The sequence below is a fragment of the Solirubrobacter soli DSM 22325 genome, from assembly GCF_000423665.1.
In the GTDB taxonomy this organism is placed as follows: domain Bacteria; phylum Actinomycetota; class Thermoleophilia; order Solirubrobacterales; family Solirubrobacteraceae; genus Solirubrobacter; species Solirubrobacter soli.
The window spans coordinates 194,494-207,154 of the sequence record NZ_AUIK01000008.1; the positions used below are offsets into that span (position 1 = coordinate 194,494).

Genomic DNA, 12,661 nt, shown 5'->3' on the forward strand with positions numbered 1-12,661 from the left:
GAAACGATTATTTGAATTGATGGCGAACGGCGCGCAGACTCGAAGGCATGTTCGTACCTATCGAAGACATCATGCGCCGCTCCGTTCAGGGAGCGCTGGCGAAGGATCCCGTGCGCAAGCCGCGGCCGAGGCGCCGCCGGCTCACGCTCCGTGGCACTTCTTGAACTTCTTGCCTGAGCCGCACCAGCAGGGGTCGTTGCGGCCGATCGTCTCGTTCTCGCTCACGCGGCGCTGAGCGACGACCGGCGGCTCCTCCTGCACCGGACCGCCCTCGCCGTTCGTGTACGCGGTCGGCTGGTCGGCCTCGGTCCCGCCGTAGTACTCCAGGGCACCGAAGTTGCTCTGGGGCTGCGCCGGCTGGGCCCACTCCGGGGGCGGGGCCTGCTGGGGGCCGTCGGCCTCCTCGGGTCCCGTCACCTCGACCTCGACGTTGTAGATCATCCGCGCGAAGTCGGACCAGATCGAGTTCATCAGGTCCGCGAACAGCGTGAAGGCCTCGTTCTTGTAGGCCACCAGCGGCTCGATCTGCGCGAACCCGCGGAGGTGGATGCCCTCGCGCAGGTAGTCCATGTCGTAGAGGTGCTCGCGCCAGCGCTGATCGATGATCTGCAGGATCAGGTAGCGCTCGAGCATCCGCATGAGCTCCTCGCCGAGCTCTTCCTCGCGCTCGTCGTAGAGGCTCAGCGCGTCCTCGGAGATCATGCGCTTGAGCTCGTCGCGGTCGATCGCCGACCGGTCGATCTCGTCCGCCCCGAAGTCGACGTGGTAGATCTGCTCGAGCTGGACCCACAGCTCGTCGAGGTCCCAGTCGTCGGCGAAGTCGCCCGGCGTGTACTCGTCGACGAGCCGCCCGATGACCTCTTCGATCTGCTCGCGCGCGACGTCGGCCATGTCGCGGCCCTCGAGCACCTCGTCGCGGTACTTGTAGACGACCTCGCGCTGCTGGTTCATGACGTCGTCGTACTCGAGGACGCGCTTACGGATGAGGTAGTTCTGCTCCTCGACCTTGCGCTGGGCGCCCTCGATCTGCTTCGTGAGCATCTTCGCCTCGATCGGCTCTTCCTCGCCGTCGTCGGACTTCGGGCCGAGGCGGTCCAGGATCTTGTAGATCCGGTCGCCGGCGAAGAGGCGGACGAGGTCGTCCTCGGCGCTCAGGAAGAAGCGGGACTCGCCAGGGTCGCCCTGGCGGCCGGCGCGACCGCGCAGCTGGTTGTCGATCCGGCGCGACTCGTGGCGCTCGGTACCGACGATGAACAGGCCGCCGGCCTCGTAGACGACCTCCTTGTTGGCCTCGACACGCTCCTCGATCTTCGGGAGGACCTGCGCGAAGCGCTCCTCGTAGTCGGGGTCGCCCGGGCGCAGGCCGAGCTTGGTCAGCTCGATCTCCGTCAGGTGCTCGGGGTTGCCGCCGAGCTTGATGTCGACGCCGCGGCCCGCCATGTTCGTGGCGATCGTGACCGCGCCGGGAGCGCCGGCCTCGGCGATGATCGAGCCCTCGCGCTCGGCGTGCTCGGGCTTGGCGTTGAGCACCGTGTGCGGCACGCCCATCTTGCGCAGGCGGTTGCTCAGCAGCTCGGAGGTCTCGACCGAGATCGTGCCGACGAGGACCGGCTGGCCCGCGTCGTGACGCTCCTGGATGGTGCGGGCGACAGCGCGCCACTTGCCTTCCTTGGTCTTGTAGATCTGGTCGTTCTGATCCTTGCGGACCATCGGCCGGTTCGTGGGGATCTCCACGACGCCGACCTTGTAGATCTTCATGAACTCCGTGGCCTCGGTGAGGGCCGTGCCCGACATGCCCGCGAGCTTCTTGTACATGCGGAAGTAGTTCTGGAGCGTGACCGTCGCGAGCGTCTGGTTCTCCTCGCGGACGCGCACGCCCTCCTTGGCCTCGACGGCCTGGTGCAGGCCCTCCGACCAGCGGCGGCCGTCCAGGATGCGGCCGGTGAACTCGTCGATGATCTTGACCTCGCCGTCGATGACGGCGTAGTCGACGTCCTTCTTGTAGAGCGACTCGGCCTTCAGCGCCTGGTGCAGGTGGTTGACGAGGCTGCCGTTCTCGGCGCGGTAGAGGTGCTCGATGCCGAGGAACTTCTCGGCCTTGGCGACGCCCTGCTCGGTGACCGAGATCGTCTTGTGCTTCTCGTCGAACTCGTAGTCGTAGTCCGCGACGAACTCCTTCTTCGTGCGCGGATCCATCCCCTCCGGCTTCTCGCCGGGGATCATCTGCGGGGCGAGCTTGGAGAACTGCTCGTAGAGGTCCGCGGCCTGCTCGGGCGCGCCGGAGATGATCAGCGGCGTGCGCGCCTCGTCGATGAGGATGTTGTCGACCTCGTCGACGATCGCGAAGTTGTGCATCGCGATCGGGCGGCCGTCCTCACCGATGCGCCCACCGTGCTGGACCTTCTCCTCCAGCCGGGTGGCCATGTTGTCGCGCAGGTAGTCGAACCCGAACTCGGAGTTCGTGCCGTAGGTGATGTCGGCCGCGTACGCGGCGCGCTTCTCCTCGTACGGCTGGTTGTTCTGGAGCACGCCGACGGTCAGGCCGAGGCCTTCGTAGATCGGCCGCATCCAGTCCGCGTCGCGGCGGGCCAGGTAGTCGTTGACCGTGACCACGTGCACGCCGTGGCCGGGGAGTGCGTTCAGGACGACGGCCAGCGTGCCGGTGAGGGTCTTGCCCTCGCCGGTGCGCATCTCGGCGATCGACCCGTCGTGCAGCACCATGCCGCCGATCAGCTGCACGTCGAAGTGCCGCATGCTCATCGTGCGGCGGCCCATCTCGCGCGTCAGCGCGAAGGACTCCGGCAGCAGGTCTTCCAGGTCCTCGCCTTCGCGGGCGCGCTCGCGCAGCTCGGCGAACTGCTCGCGAAGCTCGTCGTCGGTCGATTCCTGGAGCTCTGGCTCCCAGGTGTTGATCCGCTCGACGCGCTTGGAGTAGGCCTTGAACTGCTTGGCTTCGCCCATTCGGAGGGCGCGCTCGAGGATGGACATAGCTACCTAGACTAGCGGTCGAGCGCGCCCCCTTGAGGGCCGTTATTGGAGGCTGCCGGGGACTTCCTCGAAGCTCACTTCGCCGTTGCGCGCAGCCTCGGCCGCCGAGCGGGAGTCCCGCCGCCCGCGGCGCTTCTCGCGATGGCGCTTGACCTGGCGCTCCAGGTTGTCCGCGACGAGGTTGATCGCGTGCTTGGCGTCCTTGGAGACCTCCTTGGCGCGCAACTGCGTGCCCTTGACGGTCAACACCACCTCGGCCGCGATCGGATCGCCGGGGACGTTCTCGTCCACCACCTCGAGGTCGAGCTGCGCGAGCTCAGAGACCTGCTTGGCGATCTTGTCGAACCGCCGGTCGACGTATTCCCGCATCTCGTCGGTGACCTGAAGGTTGCGTCCCTTCACCTCGATCTGCATGGGACTCCTCTGTCGGGGGTCAGCTTTTGTGAATCGTAGCCTCAAGAGCGGGCATGCATTGGCCGAAGTACGTACTGTGAGTCTCTCCGTGCCCGCTCCCGCGCAACCTGGCCGCCAAGAGGTCGCGGTGGTGCGCCATCCGATCGCGGATGCGCGCAATGTTGTCGTGGGTTACGAACTGCGCTTCGGAGGCTCCGTCGATCTCGGCGACCCGGCGATGGACGCCAAGGCCACGTCCGCCCTGCTGGTCGAGGCGTTCGGCGACATCGGCCTGGAGACGCTCGCCGGCCGCCACCCCGCCTGGGTCACGATCGCCCGCAACTTCCTCGTCGAGATCGGCCCGCCGCCCGTGCGCCCCGATCGCGCCGTGCTGCAGATCAAGGCCTACAACGCCCGCGAGGACCTCCTGCAGATCCTTCAGAAGCTGGCCCGTTCCGGCTACACGATCGCGCTGGACGAGTACGAGGGTCAGCTGATCGACAACGTCGAGGAGCTCATGGGGCTCTGCTCGATCGTCCGCGTCGACGTCTCCAAGGTCCACCCCGACGACCTGCCTCGGGTCCTGCGCGTCCCGAAGCTCCAGGGCGCGATGCTCGTCGCCACCGAGGTCGGCGACCACGCCGCCTTCGACCGCTGCAAGGCGCTCGGCTTCACCTACTTCCAGGGCGAGTACTTCGCCCAGCCGCGCACCTTCAGGCACAAGGGCGTCGCCACCGCGGGCCTCGGCTCCCTGCGCCGCCTGGCCGAGCTGACCGCGGGCGACATCTCCTTCGAGGACCTCGAGCGGATCATCTCGTCGGACATCGGCCTCTCTTTGAAGCTGCTGCGGTACGTCAACAGCGCGTTCTTCGCGCTGCCCCGCACGGTCTCGTCGGTCCGCGAGGCGCTGAACATGCTCGGCGTGCGCACCGTCCGCCGCTGGGCCACGGTCATGGTCATCTCCTCCATCCCGGACGTCCCGGACGAGCTCGTCGCCCTGGGCCTGCGCCGCGCCCACATGTGCGAGATCCTCGCGGGCAGCGCGCTGCCCGAGGAGCGCGAGACGCTGTTCACGATCGGCCTGTTCTCCGTCGCCGACGCTCTGTTGAACGCCCCGATGGTCGACGTGCTGGACTCGCTCCCCTTCACCGAGGAGATCCAGGCGGCGTTGCTGCGCCGCGAAGGCCCCAAGGGCGAGCTCCTGGCCGCCGTCGCCGCCTATGAGCGCGGCGAGTTCCCGACGCTCCCGACGACCGACTCCTCCCCGTCGCTCGCCGGCGCCTATCGCTCCGCGCTGGCCTGGGCGGACGAAGCGTCCCGCGCCGTCGCCTGACGCGCCGCGCGCCGAGATCACAGCGTCCGCGCGTAGGTGATCGCCGCGACCACTCGCGTGCCCGCTTCGCTCAGCGCGCGCGCCGAGGCGTCGAGGGTGGCGCCCGTCGTGTGGACGTCGTCGACGAGGATCGCGAGCGGGGGCGGCGACCCGCGCACGCGGATCCGGAGCCGGCCCGGCTCGCGGCGCTCGCGGCGGCTCGCGCCGACCTGTCGCACCGCGCGGTCCTTGCGAACCAGGCAGTCGGCGAACGGGCGGTCCGTGCGCCGGGCCAGAGCGATCGTCAGCACCCGGGCGGGATCGAACCCGCGGGCGCGCCGCCGCGCCGGGGCCGCCGGCACGGGCACGAGCGCGACGAGCGCCGGCGTGTCCCGCAGGTCCGGCGGGAGCGTCGCGACCATCTGCGCCGCCATCAGGTCCGCGACCACCAGGGCGCCCCGGAACTTCAACGCGGCGACCAGCCTCCGGGCGACACCCGTGTAGGCCATCGGCGCCCACGAGCGACCGAACGCCGCGTGCGCCGCCGGGCAGCGCCGCCCCCGATGCTTCGGCAGCCCACAGCGCGGACACCCGCGACGCAGCCACGGCAACGCCCGCACGCACTCCGCGCACAATCGCGCGTCGGCATCCGTCAGGGCCTGCCCACACCCGACGCACCCGGGCGGGGCGAAGAGGGAGAGGAGCTCGCGCAACGGACGCATCGCCCGGCATCGTCGCGCAGGGGCCTGCAACGAGTCAGCACGCGATTGCCACAATCCTGCGACGTGATCGCAACAATTCCGCTCGCAACCGCGGTGCCGGTCGATGCCGGGTGGACATTCGCGCCCATCGTGCTGCTCGCGTTGGCCTCCTATCTCGCGATCTACGTGTGGCGGTGGCGGATCTCGCGGGCGGAGGGCGGCGCGCGGGCGGCGCCGGTCGGCAAGCTCGTCCTCTGGATCACGGGGATCGGCTGCCTGTTCATCGCGCTGGTCTCGCCGATCGACGCGCTCGGCGAGCAGCTGGCGTCGATGCACATGGTGCAGCACCTGCTGATCGCCGACCTGGCGCCGATCTGCCTCACGCTGGCGCTCACGAAGCACATCCTGCGGCCGGCCACGCGGCGGATCCAGTGGATCGAGCGGGCGGCCGGCCCCTTCGGGCACCCCGCGTTCGGCGTCGTCGCCTACGTCGCGGCGATGTGGATCTGGCACATCCCCGCGATGTACCAGGCCGCGCTCGAGCACCCGTACATCCACGTGCTCGAGCACCTGAGCTTCGCGGCGGCGGGGCTCCTGTACTGGTGGCATCTGCTGAGCCCGATCCGCAGCCGGATGCGCCTCGGCGGCCTCGGACCGGTGCTCTACATGGCCTCGACGAAGATCCTCGTCGGCTTCCTCGGCATCCTGCTCGCGTTCTCGCCGGACGTCCTCTACCACTTCTATGAGGTCGGCTCCAACAGCACCCGCTGGGGTCTGAGCCCGCTCGACGACCAGCGCGTCGCGGGCCTGATCATGGCGCTCGAGCAGTCGATCGTGATGGGCATCGCGCTCGCCTACCTCTTCGTCCGCATGCTCGCGGAGTCCGAGGAGGAAGAGCAGCGCGCCGAGCGCTACGGCGCGGTGTAGGGCTCGCGGGCCGCGAGCACCCGCAGGTTGCCGAGCGCCCGCGCGACGAGGGCGAGCACCATCACGCCCGCGCCGCTCAACGCGACGACGTCGAGCAGCGTGAGCCCGAGGAGCGAGACCTCGACGCCGCAGCCGACGACGACGAGCAGCGCCATCAGCCCGATGCGCGCCTCGGTCGGCCCGAGCCGCCCGTAGCCGAGCGAGAACCGCCCGAGCGCCTGCGTCTCCAGGTACGAGTTGATCGACAGGGCCAGGTACGCCACCACCAGAACGAGGCCGGCCGCGAGGTGCATCGAAGACGACAGCCCGAGCCCGAGCCCGATCAGCGCGGTCGCGAACGCGTCCGCGAGATGGTCGAGGTAGTAGCCGTAGCGCGGCCGCTCGGCGCGCCGGACCCGCGCCAGCGTGCCGTCCAGCGAGTCGCCGAACCAGTGCACGACGAGCAGCCCGGCGGCGACGAAGAACGCTCCGGACCAGGCCGCGACGAGGAACGCGACCGCCGCGAGCAGCGCGAGCACGGTCAGATGATCGGGCCGGACGAACGCGGGCAGCCGCCGCGCGATCAGCCCCAAGAGCTTCTGTTCAGGGCGAGCGAGCAGGAACGTCTTCTCTCGCTCCGCGGTGACGCCGGACATGGTGTGACCTCCTTGTTGACCATCGTTCAACAAGAGTACACCCGTATTGACCGACGGTTACCATCGATGCCAATGACCGCGATCCTGCGCTACAGCGCCTTCACCGACACCCCGGACGGCGGCAACCCCGCCGGCGTCGTGCTCGACGCTTCGGCCCTCTCCGACGCGGACATGCAGCGGATCGCGGCGGAGGTCGGCTACAGCGAGTCCGCGTTCGTCACCACCCGCGACGACGGCGCGTACGACGTGCGCTACTTCAGCCCGGAGATGGAGGTGCCGTTCTGTGGGCACGCGACGATCGCCACCGCGGTCGCGCTGGCCGAGCGCGACGGCGCCGGGCCGCTGACCTTCCACACGCAGGCGGGAACCGTCCCGGTGGCGACGCAGGGCGAGAGCGGCTCCGTCACGGCGACGCTCACGAGCGTCGCGCCCCATGTCGAGGACGCGCCCGCCGAACTGCTGCAAGCCGCCCTCACGGCCCTCGACTGGAGCGAGGACGACCTCGACCCGAAGCTCCCGCCGAAGGTCTCGTACGCCGGGGCCCGCCACCTGATCCTGGCGGCGGACACCCGCGAGCGACTGAGCCGGCTCGACTACGACTTCGACGCTCTCAAGGCGATCATGCAGCAGCACGACCTCGTCACGGTCGACCTCGTCCACAGGGAGGACGAGACCACGTTCCACGCCCGCAACCCGTTCCCGGTCGGCGGCGTCGTCGAGGACCCCGCGACCGGCGCGGCCGCGGCGGCCTTCGGCGCCTACCTCAGAAGCGAACGGCTGATCACGCCGCCGGCGACGATCACCGTCCACCAGGGCGTCGACATGGGCCGTCCGAGCCTGCTGACCATCACGATCGACGACCAGCCCGAGATCCGCGTCAGCGGTCGCGCGGTGGCGATGTAAGCGTCAGGTACTCCGCCTGGGCGTCGGTCAGCGTGTCGATCCCGACGTCCAGCGCGGCGAGCTTGAGCGCCGCGACCTCGCGCTCGATCGCGTCGGGCACCTGATGCACGCCCGGCGCCCACGTGCCGGTCACCAGAGCCTCGGCCGCCAGAGCCTGCAACGCGAACGACACGTCCATCACGGCCGCCGGATGCCCCTCGGCCGCGGCGAGGTTCACGACCCGGCCTCCGGCCACCAGGTGCAACGAACGGTCGCCGAACGTAAAGCGCTCGACCAGCGGCAGGATCTGCGACGACCCCGAGGACTCGGCGCGCAGCTCCGGCAGCGAGATCTCGATGTCGAACTGGCCGGCGTTGGCCAGCAGCGCGCCGTCCTTCATCCGGTAGAAGTGCTCGCCCCGCAGCACGTCGGGGACGCCGGTGACGGTGATGAAGATGTCGCCCAGCGACGCCGCCTGGACCGCCGGCATCACCGCGAACCCCTCCATGCGCGCCTCCAGGGCCCGCAGCGGATCGACCTCGCAGACGATCACCGACGCGCCGAACCCGGCCGCCCGCAGCGCGACACCGCGTCCCGTCCAGCCGTAGCCGAGGACCACGACGGTCTGGCCGGCGAGCAGCACGTTGGTCGCCCGGACGATCCCGTCCAGGACGGACTGGCCCGCTCCGAAGCGGTCGTTGAACGCCCGCTCGGCGCGTGCCTCGTTGACCGCGATCACGGGGACCTTCAACCCGCCCTCGGCCTCCAGCGCCCGCAGGCGCACGAGCCCGGTCGTGGTCTCCTCGGTCCCGCCGAGCATCGCGCCCAGCAGGTCCGGCCGCGCCAGGTGCAGCGCGCCCAGGAGGTCCGCGCCGTCGTCCAAGGTGATCCGCGGCGCCCGCGCGACGACCGAGGCCACGCCGTCGGCCCACTCGTCCGGCCCGCCCGCGTGCACCTCGGCCTCGCCCGCGAGCGCCAGGGCGACGTCCTGCTGTGTGGCGAACGGGTTCGACGCGCACAACGCGACGTCCGCCCCACCCGCCTGCAAGGTGCGCACCAGCACCGCCGTCTCCGACGTCACATGCAGGCACGCACCGACGACGACGCCCGCGAGCGGCTGCTCGCGGGCGAAGCGTTCGCGGATCGACCGCAGGACGGGCATCTGCCCGTCCGCCCAGTCGATCCTCGAATAGTTAGCTCCTGTGGACATCCAGTCCACGATTCGACGGAACCATCCAGGTTCCGATGGGGCTAGTAGCGATAGTGATCCGGCTTGTACGGGCCCTCGACCGGCACGCCGATGTAGTCGGCCTGCTCCTTGGAGAGCTCGGTCAGGTGCACGCCGAGCGCGTCGAGGTGCAGGCGCGCGACCTTCTCGTCGAGGTGCTTCGGCAGGACGTAGACCTGCTTCTCGTACTCCTCGGTCTTCGTGAACAGCTCGATCTGGGCGATCGTCTGGTTCGTGAAGGAGTTCGACATCACGAACGACGGGTGGCCCGTCGCGTTGCCGAGGTTCAGCAGGCGGCCCTCGGAGAGGACGATGATCGTGTGGCCGTCGGCGAAGCGCCACTCGTGGACCTGCGGCTTGACCTCGATGCGCTCGATGCCCTCGAGCTTGGCCAGGCCGGCCATGTCGATCTCGTTGTCGAAGTGACCGATGTTGCCGACGATCGCCTGGTGCTTCATGCGCGACATCTGCTCGGCCGAGATGACGTCCTTGTTGCCCGTCGCCGTGATGAAGATGTCAGCGGTCTCGACGACGTCGTCGAGCGTGGCGACCTGGTAGCCCTCCATCGCGGCCTGCAGCGCGCAGATCGGGTCGATCTCGGTGACGATCACGCGACCGCCCTGGCCGCGCAGCGAGTCGGCGCAGCCCTTGCCCACGTCGCCGTAGCCGAGGACGACGCACACCTTGCCGCCGATCATGACGTCGGTGCCGCGGTTGATGCCGTCGACGAGCGAGTGGCGGCAGCCGTAGAGGTTGTCGAACTTGGACTTGGTGACCGAGTCGTTGACGTTGATCGCCGGGAAGAGCAGCTTGCCCTGCTTGGCGAACTCGTACAGGCGGTGGACGCCCGTCGTCGTCTCCTCGGTGACGCCCTTGATCGTGGCCGCCGCGCGGGTCCACTTCTGCGCGTCCTCGGTGAGGGTGCGGTTGAGCGTCTCGAGGATGATCCGGTGCTCGTCGCTCTCGGCGGTCGAGGGATCGGGGGCCGCGCCGGCCGCCTCGTACTCGACGCCGAGGTGGACGAGCAGCGTCGCGTCGCCACCGTCGTCGAGGATCATGTTCGGGCCCTCGCCGTCCGGCCACGTGAGCGCCTGCTCGGTGCACCACCAGTACTCCTCGAGCGTCTCGCCCTTCCAGGCGAAGACCGGGATGCCGGCGGCGGCGATCGCGGCGGCGGCGTGATCCTGGGTCGAGAAGATGTTGCACGACGCCCAGCGGACCTCGGCGCCGAGAGCAACGAGCGTCTCGATCAGCACGGCGGTCTGGATCGTCATGTGCAGCGAGCCCGTGATGCGCGCGCCCTTGAGCGGCTGCGCCTCGGCGTACTCGGCGCGCGTGGACATCAGGCCGGGCATCTCGTGCTCGGCGAGCTGGATCTCCTTGCGGCCGAAGTCGGCCAGGTCGATGTTGGCGACCTTGTAGTCGGGCGCGGTGATTGCGGTCATGCGGTCTCCAGGGAGGGGGTGGAATTGCGGGCCGCCAGCGCGGCGAGCAGCCGCTGGTGCTTGTCCTGCTCGAAGCGCAGCCAGTCGGACGTCGGAACGTCCGCGGGCGGGGTCGCTTCGGCGGACAGCCAGGCGTCGGTCGCCTCGCGCAGATCGCCGTCGCGGCTCAGCCGCAGGGCGAAGGCGAGGTCGGACAGACCGATGTCGTGCTCGTCCAGCAGCTCGCGCAACGTGCGCAGGCGCTGGAGCTCTGCCGGGCCGTACAGCCGGTAACCCGCCGACGAGCGTGCGGGCTCGACGAGCCCAACGCGCTCCACGTACCGCAACATGCGCGGGCTCCAGCCCGTGGTAGCAGCAGCCTCGTGGATCGTCAGCGCGTCCATCTGTCGCCAGTGTAGCGCGACCCTGACACAGTTGTGTCAAGGTTGGCCACGATGGCGCTCAGATCCGGATCGTGCGCTCCACAGCATGCCGCGATGATGCGCGCGGCGAGCGGGATCTCCTCGCCGCGCAGTCCGTCCGGGAACCCACTGCCGTCGTAGCGCTCATGCGCCGAGCGGACGATCCGCGCGACCGGGCGCATGCTGTCCGCGGCGGCCAGGATCCGCTCGCCGACGACCGGGTGCAGCCGCTCCAGGTCCGCGGCGCCGGCGGGCACCGCGATCATCCCGACGTCGCGCAGCTCGGCCGCGCGCACCAGCACGTCGATCTCCTCGCCCCTGAGCCCGAGCGCGCGACCGACTTCGGCGGCGAGCGCCGGCACGTCATCCGCGCGCCGCCCACGCTCGGCCAGCACCTGCACGAGCACGTCGCGGGTCTGCCCGCCCGGGCCACCGCGGCGCCGGCGCTTGCGCGCGTACATGCGCTCATCCGCAAGCTTCAGAGCAGCCGTCGCGTCGGCGGCCTCCTCCGGCAGGACGACGAGACCGAACGAGGCGCTGATGCTGAAGCCGTCGCCGTGCTCGCTCAGCGCGTCGACGGCGCCGCGGACCGCGGGCGCGTCCTCGTCCAGCGCGCCCCGCAGCACCACGCAGAACTCGTCGCCGCCGAGCCGGTAGCCGCCGAGCTTCGGGGCCAGGCGCTGCAACAGCGCGTCGCCCGCCGCATGGCCGAACGCGTCGTTGTACTCCTTGAAGCCGTCGAGATCGAAGAACGCGAGCGTGTGCGGCGCCCCGGTCGCGAACGCGCGCGCCAGGTCGCGCTCGAGCGCGCGCCGGTTCGGCAAGCCGGTCAGCTTGTCGGTGATCGAGTCCTCGCGCGTGCGGCGGATCAGCGTCTGGTTGTCGACCAGCAGCAGCGTCGTGCGCAGCAGGCCGACGACGATCGTGCCGCCGGCGAGGAAGATCGTCAGCGGGCTCCCGTCGGTGAGCGCCGCGTGCATCAACAGCACGAGGGCGAGCGCGCCGCCGGCGATCGACACGACCGCCGAGGCGAGTGGGCTGGCGGGCCGGGCGCGGGCGGTCGCGGGATGGAACGCCGCGTAGCAGACGAGCAGGAAGGCGATCACCCAGCCGGCGAGCATCGCCGGCGTCGGGACGGCCAAGCGGACCATGAACAGGTCGAGCGTGACGATGATCGCCTCGCCGGCCGCCATCACCCACCACGCGCGCGCCGGACGCCAGCCGCTGAGCGCGAACGCGAACACGAACGTGGTGACGAGCGTCGCGTCGCCCGCGAGCGCCGTCGCGGGAACGCGCAAGCCGCTCCCCGCGAAGGCGGTCGTGACGAAGGTCGTGAGCGTCGCGGCGGCCGCCAAGCCCGCGATCACCCCGTCGAGCGCCAGCGTGGCGCGCCAGCGCGTCCGGGCGTGGTTGGCCACGAGGCACACCAGGCCGGCGTGCGCGAAGACGTAGGAGACCAGGTAGAACGCGTCGAGCTCGTAGGGGTTCAAGTCGCCGATCGCCCACGCCGCGTTGGCGCAGATCAGCAGCCACCAGGCGAGGCGGGCGTCCTGGCGGCGCAGGGTGTGGATCACCATCGCGGCGAGCGCGGTGAACTGGATCGCGTTGCGGAACGCCGGATCGCCCGTGACGGCATAGGCGGCCACGGCGGCGAAGAGCAGGGCGAAGAGCGCATGCGGCAGCAAGGCGGCGCGACGGATCACTTCCCCCCGCAGTCGGCGCCGCGATCCGGATCTTTAGCCGGGCCGT

The 12,661-nt window shown here is 70.1% G+C and carries 11 protein-coding genes; 3 read left to right on the forward strand and 8 right to left on the reverse strand.

What is annotated here, in order from left to right:
* Positions 1–141 precede the first annotated feature (141 nt).
* A complete protein-coding gene (secA, locus tag G569_RS0105130) occupies positions 142–2,988 on the reverse strand; it encodes a preprotein translocase subunit SecA (protein ID WP_028062627.1) in 2,847 nt (948 codons plus the stop codon).
* A 42-nt stretch (positions 2,989–3,030) separates the two neighbouring features.
* Positions 3,031–3,402 carry a ribosome hibernation-promoting factor, HPF/YfiA family gene (hpf, locus tag G569_RS45695; RefSeq protein ID WP_053225883.1) on the reverse strand — a complete coding sequence of 124 codons (372 nt, stop codon included), beginning with the start codon at positions 3,400–3,402 and terminating at the stop codon, positions 3,031–3,033.
* A gap of 88 nt (positions 3,403–3,490) precedes the next feature.
* On the opposite strand from hpf, the gene G569_RS0105140 reads away from it, so the two are divergent.
* Positions 3,491–4,714: an EAL and HDOD domain-containing protein gene (locus tag G569_RS0105140; protein WP_169542071.1), complete on the forward strand. Its 1,224-nt coding sequence runs from the start codon at positions 3,491–3,493 to the stop codon at positions 4,712–4,714.
* A gap of 17 nt (positions 4,715–4,731) precedes the next feature.
* On the opposite strand, the gene G569_RS45700 is transcribed toward G569_RS0105140, so the two are convergent.
* Entirely contained in the window at positions 4,732–5,415 is a 684-nt protein-coding gene (locus G569_RS45700) for a ComF family protein (RefSeq protein WP_169542072.1), read from the reverse strand.
* Between the two features lie 63 nt (positions 5,416–5,478).
* Between G569_RS45700 and G569_RS45705 the strand changes: the two genes are divergently transcribed.
* Complete coding sequence (locus tag G569_RS45705; RefSeq protein ID WP_169542073.1) at positions 5,479–6,321, forward strand: cytochrome c oxidase assembly protein; 843 nt, start codon at positions 5,479–5,481, stop codon at positions 6,319–6,321.
* Here G569_RS45705 and G569_RS0105155 read toward each other — a convergent pair.
* Entirely contained in the window at positions 6,306–6,956 is a 651-nt protein-coding gene (locus G569_RS0105155) for a CDP-alcohol phosphatidyltransferase family protein (protein ID WP_028062629.1), read from the reverse strand. The two genes, G569_RS45705 and G569_RS0105155, sit on opposite strands and share 16 nt — an antisense overlap.
* A gap of 72 nt (positions 6,957–7,028) precedes the next feature.
* Between G569_RS0105155 and G569_RS0105160 the strand changes: the two genes are divergently transcribed.
* Positions 7,029–7,859 carry a PhzF family phenazine biosynthesis protein gene (locus G569_RS0105160; RefSeq protein ID WP_028062630.1) on the forward strand — a complete coding sequence of 277 codons (831 nt, stop codon included), beginning with the start codon at positions 7,029–7,031 and terminating at the stop codon, positions 7,857–7,859.
* Here the strand turns inward: G569_RS0105160 and G569_RS0105165 are convergent.
* The 4 genes from G569_RS0105165 to G569_RS0105180 are packed head-to-tail and all read right to left on the reverse strand — an operon-like array spanning position 7,834 to position 12,615.
* Entirely contained in the window at positions 7,834–9,048 is a 1,215-nt protein-coding gene (locus G569_RS0105165) for an adenosylhomocysteinase (RefSeq protein ID WP_037494983.1), read from the reverse strand. The genes G569_RS0105160 and G569_RS0105165 overlap by 26 nt on opposite strands.
* Before the next feature lie 41 nt (positions 9,049–9,089).
* Positions 9,090–10,511 carry an adenosylhomocysteinase gene (ahcY, locus tag G569_RS0105170; RefSeq protein WP_028062632.1) on the reverse strand — a complete coding sequence of 474 codons (1,422 nt, stop codon included), beginning with the start codon at positions 10,509–10,511 and terminating at the stop codon, positions 9,090–9,092.
* Positions 10,508–10,894 carry a MerR family transcriptional regulator gene (locus G569_RS0105175; protein WP_028062633.1) on the reverse strand — a complete coding sequence of 129 codons (387 nt, stop codon included), beginning with the start codon at positions 10,892–10,894 and terminating at the stop codon, positions 10,508–10,510. Before G569_RS0105175 ends, ahcY begins: the two co-directional genes overlap by 4 nt.
* Positions 10,882–12,615, reverse strand: a complete 1,734-nt coding sequence (locus tag G569_RS0105180; RefSeq protein WP_028062634.1) for a diguanylate cyclase domain-containing protein — start codon at positions 12,613–12,615, stop codon at positions 10,882–10,884. Before G569_RS0105180 ends, G569_RS0105175 begins: the two co-directional genes overlap by 13 nt.
* Positions 12,616–12,661 lie beyond the last annotated feature (46 nt).